Source organism: Cystobacter fuscus (assembly GCF_002305875.1).
GTDB lineage: Bacteria > Myxococcota > Myxococcia > Myxococcales > Myxococcaceae > Cystobacter > Cystobacter fuscus_A.
On the sequence record NZ_CP022098.1, the window covers coordinates 10,057,483 to 10,073,296 of the forward strand.

Sequence of the window (15,814 nt, forward strand, 5' to 3'; positions counted from 1 at the left end):
AGGCGAGGTCAGAAGTTGTCCGGGGCCGTGTTGGCCACCACCTCTTCCAGCGTGGTGACGCCGTCCATCATCTTGGCCAGGGCCGACATGCGCAACGAGCTCATGCCCAGGCGGATGGCCTCCGCCTTGAGCTCGGCGGCCGAGGCGCCGTTGATGACCAGCTCCTTGAGGCCATCCCAGAAGGGCATGACCTCGTAGATGGCCACGCGGCCGCGGTAGCCACGGTCGTTGCACTCGCGGCAGCCGACCTTCTCGTAAATCGTGAAGGTGCCCAGCTTCTCCGCGGGCACGCCCGCGTTGAGCAGCGCCTGCTCGTCCACGTTCTCCGCGGGCTTCTTGCACGCGGGGCACAGGCGGCGCGCCAGACGCTGGGCGAGGATGAGGTTGAGCGAGGCCGTCACGAGGAAGGGCTCGATGCCCATGTTGAGCAGACGGCTCACCGTGCCCGGGGCGTCGTTGGTGTGCAGCGTGGAGAGCACCAGGTGGCCCGTGAGCGCCGCCTTCACCGCGATTTCACCCGTCTCGAAGTCGCGGATCTCGCCGATCATGATGATGTCGGGATCCTGGCGGAGGAAGGAGCGCAGGGCCGCGGCGAAGTTCAGGCCGATGTCCTCGTGCATCTGCACCTGGTTGATGCCGCCGAAGTTGAACTCGACCGGGTCCTCGGCGGTGGCGATGTTGGTGTCCACCTGGTTGAGCGAGGAGAGCGCCGAGTAGAGCGTCGTCGTCTTGCCCGAGCCCGTGGGACCCGTGACGAGCACCATGCCGTAGGGCCGCTCGATGGCCTCCTTGAACCAGGCGAGCGGCTGCGCATCGAAGCCGAGCTTCGTCATGTCCAGCTGCAGGTTGCTCTTGTCGAGCAGACGGAGCACGACCTTCTCGCCGAAGAGCGTGGGGCACACGCTCACGCGGAAGTCCATCTCCTTGCCACCGCCGAGCTTGATCTTGATGCGGCCGTCCTGGGGCAGGCGGCGCTCGGAGATGTCCAGGTTCGCCATGATCTTCAGACGGCTGGTGATGGCGTTGCGCAGCTTCATCGGCGGGCGCATCACGTCATAGAGCGAGCCGTCGATGCGGAAGCGCACCCGGAAGTCCTTCTCGTAGGGCTCCACGTGGATGTCGGACGCGCGCTTCTTGATGGAGTCCTGGAGGATGAGGTTCACCAGCTTCACCACGGGCGCGTCGTCGGCCGCGCGGGCCATCTCCTCGACGTTGCCCTCCTCCTCCTCCTTGGCGACCTCGATGTCCTCGGCGATCTCGTCGACGAGGGCATTCATGTCCGGGCCCTTCTCGGCGTAGTAGCGCTCGATGGCCTCGCGGATGGAGATCTCCGAGGCGACCACCGGTTCCACGTTGTAGCCGGTGAGGAACTTCAGGTCGTCCACGGCGTAGATGTTGGACGGATCGCACATGGCCACGATGAGCGAGGGGCCCGCGCGATTGACGGGGATCACCAGGTGCTTCTCGGCCACTTCCTTCGGCACGAGCTTGATGATCTCCGCGTCGATGTCGAAGTCCTTCAGGTTGATGGCCGGCACGCCGTACTGCTTGGAGAGGAAGTCGGTGAGTTTGGACTCCTCGATGGCTCCCGTCTTGATGAGCGCGGTGCCAATGCGCGTGCCGTTCTTCTGCTGCTCCTCCTGGGCCTTGCGCAGCTGCTGGACCGAGATCAGGTTCTCACGGACCAGCAGTTCACCAAGTCGACCGGACATTCAAAAAGCCTCGAGCGTGGGGATGACAATCATGGGGTCCGCCGTGGAAGCGGCGGACACCAAAAGATGCGCGGGGTTACGGGCGCATGAGCCCCAAGATTAAAGAGAGGGAGACGCGAACCTGTCAAGGCGCCGTCCCTGGCTCCCTCGCCGACCAAGCCATTGAAAGCGCTCGGGAAACCTTCAGTCGGATGCCCGGGCGATCACCACCCGGGCGGCCTCCACGTCCCGCTTGATTTGTCCCACGAGTTCGGCCACGGAACCGAAGCGGTGCTCGGGACGCAGCCGCTCGAGGAACTCCACCCGCAGCTCGCGGCCATAGAGGTCCGCGCTGTAGTCGAGCAGGTGCGCCTCGATCGTGACCTCGTTGATGCCGAAGGTGGGCTTGACACCGATGTTGGCCACGCCCGGCAGCCAGGGAGCCTGGAGGGCCTCGCGGAAGCGCACGCGGATGGCGTACACGCCGGCGGCCGGCCGCAGCTCGTTCTGGGTGTCCACGTTGGCGGTGGGAAAGCCGATGCCCCGGCCGCGCCCCTGGCCCCGCACGACCGTGCCCTCCAGGTCGAAGGGACGGCCGAGCAGGCGCTGCGCCGCGCTCACCCGGCCCTCGAGGATGTACTCGCGAATCTTGGAGGAGGAGGCCACGAGTCCATCCACCGTGACGGGCTCCACGCAGTGCACCTGGGCGCCCCGGGCCGCCGCGGCCTCGCGCAGGGTGTCCACGCTGCCCGCGCGCGCCGCCCCGTAGGTGAAGTCATGGCCCACCACGAGGTGGCGCGCGCCCAGCCCATCCAGCAGCGAGACCTCGAAGTCGCGCGGCGACAGGCGGGCGTACTCGCGCGTGAAGGGCTGCACCACCGCCGCGTCCAGCCCGAACGACTCGAAGAGCTCCAGCTTGCGCGGCAGGAGGGTGATGAGCTTGGGCGCCATCTCCGGCTGGAGCACCTTGCCCGGATGCGGCTGGAACGTCAGCGCGGCGACGAGCGCGCCGTGGCGCCGCGCCTCGGCGAAGAGCGCCTGGTGGCCCAGGTGCACGCCATCGAAGTTGCCCAGCGCGAGCGCACAACCCGAGAGCTCGCGCGCCTCCGTCACCCCGTGGAAGACCTTCATGGAGCGCCCATATAGCGCCAAACCCGTCGCTTTGCCCTGGCCAGACCGCCCCGCCCCGTGCGAAGAGGCCCGGAGCCTCCCGCATCCTTCATGGCCCGTCCTCCCCTGCTCCCCGACCCCGTGGGCCTGCACCTGGCCCGCCTCGACGCTCCCCCCGACTGGGACGCCGAGTTCGGCTTCCCCGGCCCCCTGGAACTGGAAATCGGCTCCGGCGCGGGCGGCCACGCCCTCGAGTACTGCCGCCGCAACCCCGGAGCGCGCCTCGTCGCCTTCGAGTGGCGCAAGAAGTACGCGCGCGACACCCAGGACCGCGGCAACAAGCTGGGCCTGAAGAACCTGCGCGTGCTCGAGGCCGATGCCCGCGCCCACGTGCCTCGCCTGTTCGCCGCGGGCTCGCTCGACGCCATCCACCTGCAGTTCCCCGACCCCTGGTGGAAGCGCGCCCACTTCAAGCGCGCCGTCATCCAGCCCGACTTCGCCCGGCTGCTGCTCGACAAGCTCAAGCCCGGCGGCCTCTTCGACATGCGCACCGACGTGCAGGACCGCGCCATCGCCATGCTCTCCATCCTGGAGGAGGCCGGCTTCGTCAACCCGCTGGGCCAGGGCGTGTTCCACCCCTATGACCCGGAGGAAGTCCCCTCCACGCGCGAGCGGCGCTACCTGGCGAGCGGCGAGCCCGTCTACCGTGCCCGCCTGCGCAAGCCCGCCTGAGTGCCCACACCCCCGGCACCCCCGACCGTGTCGTGCCGTGTGCGAGGAGGGCGCTTCCTCCCGCCCGGAGGGAGGACGGCTTGGCATCCCCCCCTCGTTCGGGGAACAATCCCTTCCTCACGGCGGTCCGAAGAACTCCGAGGCACGAACGGCAGCGACATGGCGGACAGCGCGAAGAAGACGGCAGAAGCGGCACGCCGGGCCCCACCCCCCAACCCCCTGGCCGACCGCACCATCCTGATCGTCGACGATGATCCGGCCAACATCCAGCACGTGCGCGAGGGGCTCGCCGGCCCGGGCTACCGCTTCCGCGAGGCCCATGACGGCACCGAGGCCCTGCGCTCGCTGCGCGAGGCGCGGCCGGACCTCATCATCATGGACGTGGAGATGCCGCGGCTGGGTGGCGTCGAGGTGTGCCGCATCATCAAGGCCAACGGCGGCGAGGGGGGCTTCGGCTTCATTCCCGTCATCCTCGTGACGGCGCGGCAGGCGGCCGGCAAGGTGGAGGGGCTGGAGCTCGGCGCGGACGACTACCTCGTCAAACCCTTCGACATGCTGGAGCTGTCCGCGCGCGTGAAGTCCATGCTGCGGCTCAAGGTGCTGCAGGACGCCCTGGTGGAGAAGAACCGGGAGCTGGACTCCAAGAACCAGGCGCTGGACCGGGCCAACAAGGAGCTCGATCAGAAGCGCGAGGAGCTGCTGCGGCTCACGCGCGTGGACGGACTCACCGGCCTGTACAACCGGCGCTACTTCGAGGAGCGCCTGGGCGAGGAGTTCGCCCGCTCCGCGCGCTACCGCTCGCCCCTGTCGCTGGTGATGATGGACATCGATCACTTCAAGCGGCTCAACGACACCTACGGCCACCCCTTCGGCGACCAGGTGCTGCGCGCGGTGGCGCAGGCGGTGCGCGGCCGGCTGCGCGAGGTGGACTTCGTGGCGCGCTACGGAGGCGAGGAGTTCATCGCCCTGCTGCCCGAGACCGGTCCCAAGGAGGCCATGGGGGCGTGCGAGCGCATCCGCGAGGCCGTGGCCTCCGTGCGTCTGGAGTACCGGCCCCCGTCGGGAGACGCACTGGAGGTGCGCTGCACGGCCTCACTGGGTGTGGCCAGCGTGCCCTCCCCGACCCTGTTGGGCGCCGAGGATCTCAAGAAGCAGGCCGACACCTGCCTCTACGCCGCCAAGGCGGCCGGCCGCAATTGCGTTCGCCAGTACAAGGACACACCACCCGAGTGACGCTGCCTCTTGGCGAGCGCGGCTCTTTGGCCTACATGACAAGACCATGCGCCTGTTTTTCGTGATCTCCCTGCTCCTGCTGTCCGTGCTGCCCCTCGGGGGCTGCAACCGGCCCAGCTACGAGACACCGGTGCGCGCCTACCAGACGTTCCTCCGGGCCGTGCAGCGGGGAGATGGGAAAACCGCCTACTCCGCCCTCTCACAACCTACCCAGGAGGCCCTCAAGCAGAAGGCCCAGACGGTGGCCAACGCCTCCGCGGGCGCGGTGAAGGCGGACCCCGTCGCCTTCTTCTTCGCGAATGTCGCTCCTCCACCGGATGTTGCTGAAGTCACGCTCGCGGGCGAGACAGGCGACACGGCGCAGGTGAACGTGGTGTTCTCCCAGGTCCAGAGACAGGTCCGGATGGTCCGTGAGACGTCCGGATGGAAGATAGACCTTACGCAGTCCCTCCAGCAGCCGTGAGGACAGGGACCCCCCAGGTCTCTCACGCATCAGGTAGCCTACGAACGTGAACGATCGGAAGACACGGCGGGCAGTGCCCGCAGTCGAGGTCATCCGCCGCCCGGTGGCCAACCCCGGCACCGTCGCGCCCACCCCGACGCCCACGGCCTCGGTGACCCCCCGCCCCACTCCCCGCCCCACCGCGCCCTCGTCGACGTCTCCCACGCCCTCGGCGGGACCGGCCGTCAACGTGACGCCCCGGCCCATACCCCGGCCCTCGCCCACACCGAGTGCCCCCGCGGTCCCGACTCCCTCGGCCCCGGAGCCGGCCACCGCCAGCGCCCCCGGCCCAGCCCCACGCCCGTCTCGCCCCGGCCCGCTCCGGCGCCCTCGTCCGTCTCGCCCCGGCCCGCCTTCACCCCGAGCCGAGCACCCGGCGCGGGTGGACCGCCCGGTGCCCGGCCCGGCGGCTTCGCGCGACCCCGGACGCCTCGGCCCCCGCCCACCAACGAGCAGATCCTCGCCCTGGCCGCCAAGGAGCACGTGCCCGCGCGCATCGCCAAGGGCGAGCTCGAGGGCAAGATGAAGTGCCGCATCTGGCGCAAGCTGCACGCCGAGGAAGCCAAGCGCTTCGATCAGGTGTACGCGCTGATGGGCCAGAACCCGGGCCTGTCGCTCGCGGACGGCTTCGGCGTGCTGCAGAGCGGCCTGACGGTGGCCGAGTTCCTCGCGCGCAAGGAGCGCACCCAGCGCAAGGCCGCCGTGAAGACGGCCCGCGGCGAGGTGGATGACAGCTCCATCAGCGCCTTCATCCAGGGACTCGTCGAGGCGAAGACGGAGATGGCCATGGTGCTCGGCGAGCGCACCGTGCTCGACACCGTGGCGAGCGTGGAGCCCATCTCCTTCGTGATGGGCCGCAGCGGCCGGCAGGAGAAGCTCCAGGTCGTCATGATGACGCGCCGCTCGGACTGGGAGCAGCTCATGCCCCACCTGGAGCGCGACCCGAAGCTCACCCAGAAGCCCGCCAACGTCGCGCGCCAGCCCGACAAGCGCCCCTTCTCCGACCCCCGCCCCTTCCTCGCCCACCAGGGCCAGTCCGTGCGGCTGACGCTGCGCAACGGCATCCAGCTCGTCATGCCCCTGCGCGTGGTGGGCCGCTTCGACCTGCTGCTCGGCGAGGACGGACACGAGGTGTTCATTCCCCTGCACGCCCTGGTGCGCTTCTCGGCCGAGGACTCGCTGGACGACCCCGGCGCCGAGCCCGGCGAGAACACCTAGCCCCCAAGGAACCCGATGCCGTTCTTCTCCAAGATCATCAAGCCCCTGCTCGCGCTCGCCCTGTCCGCGGCGGTCCTCGGCGCCGAGCAGGGTTGCACGAAGGACAACGCGCCCGCCGCTCCGGCGGCGAAGCCGGGTGAGCCGCGCACCATCGCCCTCACCATCACCGAGAAGGGCTACGAGCCCAGCCCCATCACCCTCCAGCAGGGCCAGCCGGTGAAGCTCGTGCTCACGCGCACCACGGAGCAGACCTGCGCGACGGAGATCGTCCTCGACGAGTACAACATCAACACGCCCGTGCCCCTCAACCAGCCGGTGGAGGTGGCCTTCACCCCCACGAAGACGGGCAAGCTCGTCTATGGCTGTGCGATGGGGAAGATGATCAGCGGCGTGTTCATGGTGGAGTGACGCTCACCCCTCCGGGCACGAGCCAGGAGGCGCGAGCGCCGCGGCCCGGTGGCGCGCGAGATGGAAGGCGGGCCAGCTCCCCTGGTCCCGCGCGGAAAAGCGGCAGAACATCCCGCGAATCTCCGGCGAGAACACGCTGTCGGGCGCCTGGGCCAGGTGCGCGGCCATCTCGGGCGCGGCGTCCTCGGAGAGTGACCAGGCCAGGTAGGACACGTCCCAGGACACGCCCTCGGAGGAGCGCGCCAGGTTGGCCCGCGCGATGAAGGCATCCGGGTTGAGCACGTTGAGCGCCACGAGGCCGACGAGCGCCCCCGCGAAGGCGCCAATGGCGAAGCGCTCCGGCCGCCACCACAGTGTCACCATGCGCCAGACGAGCACCCCCGCCAGCGCCAGCATGAAGACGTGCGTGTACACGCGCAGGTGCGTGTAGCCATAGGCGGACTCGTAGAGCGCCATGCGCTTGACGGCCGAGGCGAGCAGCACGAGCACCAGCCCCACCATCGCCGAGCACGCCGCCCGGAAGGCGGTGACCTGCCCCGCCCCGTTCAGCCGCGTCCAGCGCTCCAGCACCAGGCTCAGCCCCAGCGTCATCACCGACACCGCGAGCAGCTCGAAGAAGCCCCGCCGGGCGTACTCGGAATAGGTGAGGCCCAGGGGCAGCCGGGCCCCGCCCCACATGAAGGCGAGCTGGAGGGAGACAAAGGCCAGGAAGAGCACGTCCACCGCGCCCAGCAGCGTGAGGCTCTCGATGAAGCCCAGACGACCCACGGCCGGAGCCGCCTCGAGCACCCCCGCCTCCCGCTCCCGCCGCCGCCGCAGCGCATGCGTGAGCAGGCCCAGCACCCCGAAGGCACTGCCCGCGGCGAACACCCCTCGCGCCAACGTGTCCACCGAGAAGATGTTCCACACGAAGGCAAACCCCCGCCCCACCGCCACCGAGAAGACCTCGTCCGCCGAGGAGAGCAGCGCGGTGAAGAGGATCAGGATCGGCAGGGAGAGCAGGGCACCCCGCGCCACCGGCAGCAGCTTCGGGAGCTGGCCGCGCAGCGGAATGCGCTCCACCTCCGCGCGCACCACCGCCGGAGGAAGGAACAGGGCCTGCCACACGCCACCCAGCACGGTGGAGGCATAGTCGCCCAGCCCGAGCCGCTCCACGCGTCCCGCCGCCCAGAAGTGCACCAGCAGCATGAGCAGCAGGCCCGAGGCCAGGACGTTGAGCGCCGTGAGCAGGGGGCTCGCGCGCACGAACACCATCCCGGAGAAGAACAGCCAGGGCACGATCAGCCACGCATTGGGACGAGCCCGCTGCCAGCCCTCGCGGCCGCCCAGCGCGAGGAGCGCCCCCAGCAGCAGCAGTGCGAACAGGGGGAAGGAGACTCCCAGCGCGGGGCCATCGAAGAACACCTCGGCGCACAGGCCCAGGCCGAGCGCCGCGAGCAGGGTCGCGCGTGGCCGCCGCGGACGGGGAACGGCCTGGGGCGAGGGTGGAGACACGACGGGCAGGGACAGTCCGGTGGCGGAGATCGGCATGCGAGGGCTCCAGACAGGCAATCGAGCGAGAGTCCCCAAGATGGACTCCTGGCGGGCCGCCGTGCGGATCTTCACGGCGAGTGGTCGCATCCCGGCCGCCAACGGTCGCTCCGCCGGACCCCACACGCCCGGTTTCTCGGCATCACCCCCGAAGGCGGGTAGGCTAGGCGCTTCTTCCCATGAACGGCGCGGCGGAACTCTTCACCCGGCACGTGTTCCTGGACCTCGAGACCACGGGATTGGATCCCCGCGTCGATGAGGTCATCGAACTCGGGGCCCTCTTCATCGAGAACGGCCGGATCACCGACCGCTACGCCCAGTTCTTCGCCGCCTCGCGTCCCCTGCCCCTCACCATCCGCCGGCTCACCGGCATCGAGGACGCGCAGCTCGCCGGACAACCCCGCCTCGCCCACAAGGCCGCCGAGCTGCGCGAGCGGCTCGCGGGCTGGACGGTGGTCGCCCACAACGCCTCCTTCGAGAAGGGCTTCCTCCCCGACATCCTCGGCCCCCTGCGTGCCCCGGTGCTCGACTCGTGCGAGCTCATGCACTACCTGCACCCGGAGCTGCCCAGCCACTCGCTGGAGTCGCTGCTGCGCTGGGCCGGCAAGAGCCCTCGCGAGCGGCACCGCGCCATGACGGACTGCGAGGCCACCCACGCCGTGCTCGTGCATGCCCTGGAGGGCTGCGTGCGCGACGGGCGCGCCGAGGACATCGCCGATCTGCTGGAGACGCTCGATCCCCGCGCCGCGCTGCGGCTGGCGCAGATCGAGGCGGGTGAGGCGGGCGGAGAACTGGAGGGCTCGCTCGACGCGGACGCGGCGCCGCTCGTGTCGCTGCTCACCGGACTGTGGACGCTGTGCCGCTCGCGTCCCGCCGCCCTGAAGCTCTCGGCCTCGGGCTTCCTGCCCGGACGGCCCGAGCGCCAGCGCGCCAATGGCTCCAAGCCCCCGGACGAGCCCCCCGGCGAGGACACGCCCGTACAACCCGTGCGTCCCGAGGAGGTGACGGCCCTGCTCGGCCCCGACGGCGCCCTGCAACACGCCCAGGAGGGCTTCGCGGTGCGCCCCGCCCAACTGGAGATGGCCCAGGCCGTGGCACGCACCCTGTCCGAGGGCGGGCAGCTCGCGGTGGAGGCCGGTACCGGCACCGGCAAGTCGCTCGCGTACCTCACGCCCGCCGCCCTCTTCACCGTGCGCAACGGCCACAAGGTGGGCGTGGCCCCTCACACCAAGACGCTCCAGGATCAGCTCATCGAGAAGGACCTGCCCCGGCTGCACCGCGCCACCGGCGGCGCCTTCTCCTACGCGCTGCTCAAGGGCCAGACGAACTACCTCTGCCGCCGCCGCGCGCTCGACGTCACCCGCGTGGAGCCCGGCATGAGCCACGCCGCGCGCGCGCCCCGCGCCTACCTGCGCGCCCTCCTGCGCCGCGGCCCCGACGGAGACCTGGACCGGCTCAGCCACTGGTTCCGCGACCGCTTCCCCGTGCTGCTCGCGCTCGCCCCGGCGGTGCGCTCGGAGGCGGCCACCACGCTCGGCGAGCGCTGCCCGCACTACCACCGCTGCTACTACCACTCGGCCGTGGCCCAGGCGCGCGAGGCGGACGTGCTCGTCATCAACCAGTCGCTCGCCTTCGCCTGGCCCGCGCGCTACCCGAAGTTGGATCACCTGGTGCTCGACGAGGCGCACGAGGTGGAGGACGTCGCCACCACCGCGCTCTCCTCGGAGCTGTCGGACATGGCCTTCACCCGGCTCGCCGAGCGGCTGCACGGGCGCGACGGGCGGCGCGGTCTCTTCGCCGAGCTGCGACGCGCCCTCTTCGCCTCCCGGCGCGGGGAAGCCCGCGTGCTGATGAGCGAGATTGAAGGCGCCCTGACGGCGGTGGGCACGGCCGTGAGCAAGCTCGGTGAGAGCGTGGTGCACCTGTGCGAGCCGGCCGCCGCGAATGCCTCCGAGGCCGACGACGAGTCCTCCTACGCCCCGGAGCTGCGCATCACCCCCGAGGTCCGCTCGAGCGCGCCCTGGATGCCCGTGCGCGAGGGACTGCTCGAGGTGCGCGAGTGCCTCCAGGCGCTGCACAAGCGGCTCACGGTGGGCGTGGCGGAGGTGCTGCCGGACCTGGGCGTGAAGATGCCGCCGCTGGAGCGAGAGCTGGCGGGGGGCGTGGCGGAGGTGCAGGAGCTGGCCACGCTGACCTCGGAGCTGTCCGACGATCCCGCCGAGGGCCGGTGCTACGCGGCCACGGCGGTGCCCCGCAAGCAACGCTGGACGCTCATCGCCCAGCCGGTGAACGTGGCGGCCTACGTGTCGCGGGACTTCGCGCAGCACAAGCGGGCGCTCGTGCTCGCCTCGGCCACGCTGAGCACGGGCACCGAGCGCATGCCCTATGTGCTCGGACGGCTGGGGCTGGACGGACGCAACGAGGGGATTTCCGCCCCCCGGATGATGCGCGCGCCCACGCCCTTCGATCTGCGCACGCAGGCGCTGGTGGTGCTGGTGACGGACGCGCCGCGCGCGCACGAGCCGGCGTTCATCGACTGGGCGGCGATGCGCATCGCCGGCATGGCCAAGGTGATGGGGGGCCGGGTGCTGGGCCTGTTCGCCTCCACGCGGCGCATGGAGCGCGTGGCGGATGAGCTGCGCCTGAAGCTGGAGCCCCAGGGCATCGAGGTGATGCGGCAGTCGCGCGGGCACGGCCGCTCGCTCGCAGCCCGGCAGGAGAAGGACACCGGCACGGTGCTGCTCGGGACCAAGAGCTTCTGGCAGGGCGTGGACATCCCCGGCCGGGGCGTGGGCTGCGTCTTCATCGACAAGCTGCCCCTGGAGCCCGCCAGCCGTCCGCTGGTGGCCTCTCGCGAGGAGACGCTCGCCCGGGGACGCCACACGCACCTGGGCTTCCTCTCCTACCGCCTGCCCCGGGCACTGCTGCAACTGCGCCAGGGCGTGGGCCGGCTCATCCGCTCGCATGGGGACCGGGGCGTGGTCATCATCGCCGACCCGGGGCACCCCAGCTACCGTCAGGCCCTGCTCGACGCGCTCGCGGGCTATCGCGTGGTGATGCTCCCCTGGAGCGAGGCCCGCGTGCGCCTGTTCTCCGCCATGGACGAGATGGGACTCATCCGCGGGCCGTGACGCCTCCAGCCAACCCCGCGCTCACGCCTTGTCCAACACGCCGTTCTGGTAGTCCTCGATGGCCTGGCGGATCTCCTCCCGGGTGTTCATGACGAAGGGGCCGTGCTGGACGATGGGCTCGCGCAAGGGTCTGCCCGCGGCGACGAGCACCGCGCTGCGCTGATTCGTCGCGCGCAGTCGCAGCCGCTTGCCCGTGCCCAGCAGGGCGAGGCTCCCCGCGCGCACCGTCTTCGGCTTGCCCTCGGGACCCAGGTCCACCTCGCCCTCGTGGACGAACGCGAACGCCGTGTGCTCGGGCGGTAGCTCCACGTCGAACGGTTGATCATCCTCCAGGCGCAGCGTGAAGAGGATGGGCTCGGTCGGACGCTCGCGCACGGGCCCCACCAGCCCGCTCACTCCGCCCGCGATGAGCCGCACGTGGCTGCCGGCGGCCGACAGCTTCGCCTCGCTCAGGCGCTCGGGCACCAGGTCCTGGTAGTACGGCGGGCACATCTTCTCCTTCGCCGGCAGGTTGAGCCAGAGCTGGAAGCCGGACATCAATCCCCGGTCCTGCTCGGGCATCTCGGAGTGGATGATGCCGCGCCCCGCCGTCATCCACTGCGAGCCCGCCCCGAGGATGAGCCCCGAGTTGCCATGGCTGTCCCGGTGCCGCATGCGGCCCTCGAGCATCACCGTCACCGTCTCGAAACCCCGGTGTGGATGATCGGGGAAGCCGGCCAGGTACGCCCCCGGCTCGTCCGAGTGGAAGCGATCCAGCATCAGGAACGGATCGAGGTGGCGCAACGCGGGCTGGCCGATGACGCGGGTCAACCGCACGCCCGCGCCGTCACTCGTGGGCATGCCCTCCAGGGTCTGGAGCACACTCCGGTCCGACGTGGCGATGAACGCGGGAGCCCGCGACTCACTTCCAGAACGGCATCCCGCCGCCACGGCCACCGTGGCCAGCATCGAGTCGACGAGGAACCGTCGGCGCGTCATCGTCATGGCGTGTCTCCCTGTCCATCCACGGACCCTGTCGTCACACAGAGCATCTCAATGGACCGGACGAACTTGTCAAACGACCTGGATTGCGAGCGGAGGAAGGCCACGTCAATGCCCCGAGTTTCACTCAACTGGTGGGTCGTAGGCAGATAACCGGGAACAAGGAGCCTCATGGCCTTCTTGGCGTCACGGATCTTCTCCGGCTTGTAGATGCCCAGGGACCCCAGGGCGATCATCCCCCGCGCGAGCAGCAACCAGGTTTCATACTCACGGACCACCATCACCGCGAGGCTGTTGGGCAGCAGCTTCCGCATGCGTTCCGTGGCATCGGGACCCCACACCGCGGCGCAATCATCATCCTCGTCACAGAGCAGGAGCGCCGCCCGGGCCCCGCGCGAGCGGGCCAGCTTCATCGCCCGGAAGATTCCGTCGTCCCGGCCGGGCCGCTTCGGCCCCGGAAGCCGCCCATCCACGAGCGCCGAGCGTGGCTGCCGAATGGGCTCCTTGTCGACGAACCACCCCGTCACCCCGAGATGGCTCATCACCAGGTGGCACAGGCTCGGGATGGCCTCGACCTCACCGTGCCCCTCGACGATGCAGACGAGGCGGTTCACGACTCGGTGCCGGGGGCGCCGACCACATCGGGAGGTTCGCCCTCGATGCGCAGGGGCTCGCTCCGGATGAGCTCGGAGAGGCTGAAGAGCCCCTCGTTCACCACTTCGCGCTGAGCGTTCGCCAGCGGTCCTACCCGAGTCAGTCCATCCCGGTACCGGCAGACGAGGATCTCTTCGTCGTGCGCGGCATCGAGGAACTCCGGGCTGTGTGTCGTCACCAGGATGGAACCTCGCTCGGAAGCTTCCTTGAGGACCTCGTAGAGCACCGCGGCCGCCGCCGGATGGACGGAAACCTCGGGCTCCTCGATGATCAGGCACCGCCCAGCGGGCATCGTCCGTGCGGCGACGATGATGCCCAGCGCGCGCAGAGCCCCATCCGACATCTCGCGGATTCCAAAGCGAGCGTCTCCACCCGATTGCCGCTGAACGAACTCCACGAACAGGAACTGCCCGGCCTCGGAAACGGAGAGATCCACCAACTCCGGAACCAGCCGCCTCATCGCGAGGAGCACTCCCTCGAAGGCAGCTCCTCCCTCGGCCTTCAACCGCCGTAGGACCCCCGCCACATTGCTTCCATCCTCTTCGAGTTCCGTGCTGGAACTGACCAGATGGGGAGCCCGCATCTTGCTCAGATCCAGTTGGAGCCTGTGTGAAGGGTAGTACGGATAAGAGACAAGTCCGAGCTGCCGGGCGAAGAGGGATATGCTCGCTGTCGGTGCAAGCGCGTTGAAGTCTCCTCTCTGCAAGGGAAGTTCGGTCCCATCCACCCGCCTGACCATCCGCTCCGAACCAAATCGCCAGCCCGAGTCGGGACTTGGAAGCAGGGAGAAGGACTGCTCCGCGAACTCGAGGCCCAAGTCCGCGTTGGAACCCGCCCCACGAATCGTGACACTCGTCTCCTCGCTGTCGGGGATGCCCCACCGCCGGATCGAGGCGATGCCACCGCGCCGCTTGATGGCGGCCTCCGCGTCGAAGGAAATCTCGGTGGCGAGGAGCAGGGCGTCGGCGAAGTTGGACTTTCCGCTGCCGTTGGCGCCCACCAGGACCGTGAACGGAGCGAGCACCACGTCGGCCTTCTCGATGCTCCGGTAGTTCCTCAGCGAAACGCGTCGCCACATGCGGCGTTCTTCGCCCCTCTCCCCCCACCGAGTCAATCCAACTTCTTCACGTGTCCCACTCGAACGTGTCCGCGGCTTCCTCGATGATGCGGGGTGCCAGCACCTTGAGCAGATCCTCCGGCTTCGCCCCACCCGCATGGAGCTCCACGTCCCCGAGCAGCGTCTGGTCCGGATAGCTGATGCACGCCATCGTCACCTGCAGGCCCCCGCTCTCGGTGTCGTGGATCTCCGCCTGCAACCGGAAGCCACGCACGCCGTACTTGCGCAGCACCCCCTGCGCCGCCGACTTGTTCTCTCTCGCGGGGGCGACCATCGCGCCCAGCTGCGAGAGCTTGCGCCGCATCCGCGCCTCGGTGAAGCGCAGCACTTCCGGCGACAACTGGCCCGTCCTGTCCTTCACGTCGACCAGCTGCACGTAGAACCGGGGAGGCTGCTCCTTCAACGACTGCAGCGTCTTGATCGACGCCAGGATGGCCGCTCGTGCCGCCGAGTCCGGCTCGCCCTTGCGCGCCTTGAGGCACTCCACCCCGGCCACTTCCTTCAGCACTCCCAACGCCTGGGCCGCCGCCGCGCGCACCTGCTCGCTCGTGTCCTTCAAGCCCTCGCACAGGGGCCCGAGCGCCTCGGGATCATCCGACGCTCCCAGCCCCGACGCGGCCCGCGATCGCGCTCCCGGTTCCATCCCCTGCCCGAGCTGTCGGCTCAACGAGGCCGTCCGGGAATCCACCTGGGCCAGGGCCGTGGACGCGGCCCCCCAGGACAACAGCGCGATCAAAGACAGTGCACACCGCTTGACGGAATGACGCATTCGAGCCCTCCGTGCCCCGCGAGGTGCGGGGCCCCCCAGCTCGTCCAGTCTACCTCCATTTATACGCGGTGGCGGAATCAGCGATCACCCGCGGAACCAGCGCCGCGAGGAGTTCTCCCGACTCGCCCTCCGAGCCCTGGACATCCACGCTCCCCAGCAATTGCTTGCCCGGATAACGCAGGCACAACACCGCCAGCGTCAGCCCTCCTGTGGGGCCTGGACGCACCTCGGGGACGAGCCGGTAGCCGGACAGCTTGCGCTTGCGCAGCACGTCGCGCGCCTGGGCCTCGGTCAGCTTCACCAGCTCCGGCGACAACGCGCCCGTCTTGTCCTCGAGCGGCATGAGCCTCACGTACAGCCGGGCGGGTCGTGCCTGGAGCGCTCGCAGCGCCTTCAAGGCGGACGTCAGGGCGGCCTGGACCTGGGGGTCCGGCTCCCCCTTGCGCGCCTCCAGACACCCCACCGCGCCGGGCTCCGCCAGCTTCTCCAGGGCCGAGGCCACCGCCGCCCGCACCTCGGGGCTCTCGTCCGCGAGCCCCGCGCACAGGGGCGGCATCGCCTCGGGGTCATCCGACTCGCCCAGCAGGCGCGCCGCCTGGACCCGGTGCGCCACCACCGCCCCCTGCTTCAGCGTCTTCGCCAGCGAGGAGGTCTGGGCATCCGCCTGCGCCAGCACGGAGGGGGGGAAGGCGAGCAGGAGGAGGGCGACAAGGTGGGAGGAGAAGCGCATGGTGTGAA

At 69.9% G+C, this 15,814-nt stretch carries 14 protein-coding genes; 6 read left to right on the forward strand and 8 right to left on the reverse strand.

Features of this window, described 5'->3' with window-relative positions; all coding sequences use genetic code 11:
* Window positions 1-8 precede the first annotated feature (8 nt).
* Window positions 9-1,712, reverse strand: a complete 1,704-nt coding sequence (gene pilB / locus CYFUS_RS40710; protein ID WP_095990104.1) for a type IV-A pilus assembly ATPase PilB — start codon at window positions 1,710-1,712, stop codon at window positions 9-11.
* Window positions 1,713-1,895: 183 nt separating this feature from the next.
* Entirely contained in the window at window positions 1,896-2,822 is a 927-nt protein-coding gene (locus CYFUS_RS40715) for a bifunctional riboflavin kinase/FAD synthetase (protein ID WP_095990105.1), read from the reverse strand.
* Between the two features lie 90 nt (window positions 2,823-2,912).
* Here CYFUS_RS40715 and trmB point away from each other — a divergent pair, with 90 nt between their 5' ends.
* The 5 genes from trmB (at window position 2,913) to CYFUS_RS40740 (ending at window position 6,894) form a co-directional block, all read left to right on the forward strand.
* Complete coding sequence (trmB, locus tag CYFUS_RS40720; RefSeq protein ID WP_095990106.1) at window positions 2,913-3,533, forward strand: tRNA (guanine(46)-N(7))-methyltransferase TrmB; 621 nt, start codon at window positions 2,913-2,915, stop codon at window positions 3,531-3,533.
* Between the two features lie 159 nt (window positions 3,534-3,692).
* Window positions 3,693-4,766, forward strand: coding sequence for a diguanylate cyclase (locus tag CYFUS_RS40725; protein ID WP_095990107.1), 1,074 nt, complete (start codon window positions 3,693-3,695; stop codon window positions 4,764-4,766).
* 46 nt (window positions 4,767-4,812) lie between these two features.
* A complete protein-coding gene (locus tag CYFUS_RS40730) occupies window positions 4,813-5,229 on the forward strand; it encodes a hypothetical protein (RefSeq protein ID WP_095990108.1) in 417 nt (138 codons plus the stop codon).
* 522 nt (window positions 5,230-5,751) lie between these two features.
* Window positions 5,752-6,486: a hypothetical protein gene (locus CYFUS_RS40735; protein WP_232537093.1), complete on the forward strand. Its 735-nt coding sequence runs from the start codon at window positions 5,752-5,754 to the stop codon at window positions 6,484-6,486.
* A 15-nt stretch (window positions 6,487-6,501) separates the two neighbouring features.
* A complete protein-coding gene (locus CYFUS_RS40740; RefSeq protein WP_095990109.1) occupies window positions 6,502-6,894 on the forward strand; it encodes a cupredoxin domain-containing protein in 393 nt (130 codons plus the stop codon).
* Between the two features lie 3 nt (window positions 6,895-6,897).
* Here the strand turns inward: CYFUS_RS40740 and CYFUS_RS40745 are convergent, their stop codons facing one another.
* Window positions 6,898-8,424, reverse strand: coding sequence for a DUF4153 domain-containing protein (locus CYFUS_RS40745; protein ID WP_157758943.1), 1,527 nt, complete (start codon window positions 8,422-8,424; stop codon window positions 6,898-6,900).
* A 179-nt stretch (window positions 8,425-8,603) separates the two neighbouring features.
* Here CYFUS_RS40745 and CYFUS_RS40750 point away from each other — a divergent pair, with 179 nt between their 5' ends.
* Entirely contained in the window at window positions 8,604-11,555 is a 2,952-nt protein-coding gene (locus CYFUS_RS40750) for a helicase C-terminal domain-containing protein (protein ID WP_095990111.1), read from the forward strand.
* A gap of 21 nt (window positions 11,556-11,576) precedes the next feature.
* On the opposite strand, the gene CYFUS_RS40755 is transcribed toward CYFUS_RS40750, so the two are convergent.
* Genes CYFUS_RS40755 through CYFUS_RS40775 form a run of 5 tightly spaced genes read right to left on the reverse strand, consistent with a single transcriptional unit; the run spans window position 11,577 to window position 15,806 of the window.
* Window positions 11,577-12,539 carry a pirin family protein gene (locus CYFUS_RS40755; RefSeq protein ID WP_095990112.1) on the reverse strand — a complete coding sequence of 321 codons (963 nt, stop codon included), beginning with the start codon at window positions 12,537-12,539 and terminating at the stop codon, window positions 11,577-11,579.
* Window positions 12,536-13,150 carry a DUF4276 family protein gene (locus CYFUS_RS40760; RefSeq protein WP_095990113.1) on the reverse strand — a complete coding sequence of 205 codons (615 nt, stop codon included), beginning with the start codon at window positions 13,148-13,150 and terminating at the stop codon, window positions 12,536-12,538. Before CYFUS_RS40760 ends, CYFUS_RS40755 begins: the two co-directional genes overlap by 4 nt.
* Window positions 13,147-14,268, reverse strand: a complete 1,122-nt coding sequence (locus CYFUS_RS40765; protein WP_157758944.1) for an AAA family ATPase — start codon at window positions 14,266-14,268, stop codon at window positions 13,147-13,149. The genes CYFUS_RS40760 and CYFUS_RS40765 overlap by 4 nt, the downstream gene beginning before the upstream one ends.
* A gap of 46 nt (window positions 14,269-14,314) precedes the next feature.
* Complete coding sequence (locus CYFUS_RS40770) at window positions 14,315-15,076, reverse strand: HEAT repeat domain-containing protein (protein WP_232537094.1); 762 nt, start codon at window positions 15,074-15,076, stop codon at window positions 14,315-14,317.
* Window positions 15,077-15,125: 49 nt separating this feature from the next.
* Window positions 15,126-15,806 (reverse strand): HEAT repeat domain-containing protein, encoded by a 681-nt coding sequence (locus tag CYFUS_RS40775; protein ID WP_157758945.1) that lies wholly within the window; start codon window positions 15,804-15,806, stop codon window positions 15,126-15,128.
* Window positions 15,807-15,814 lie beyond the last annotated feature (8 nt).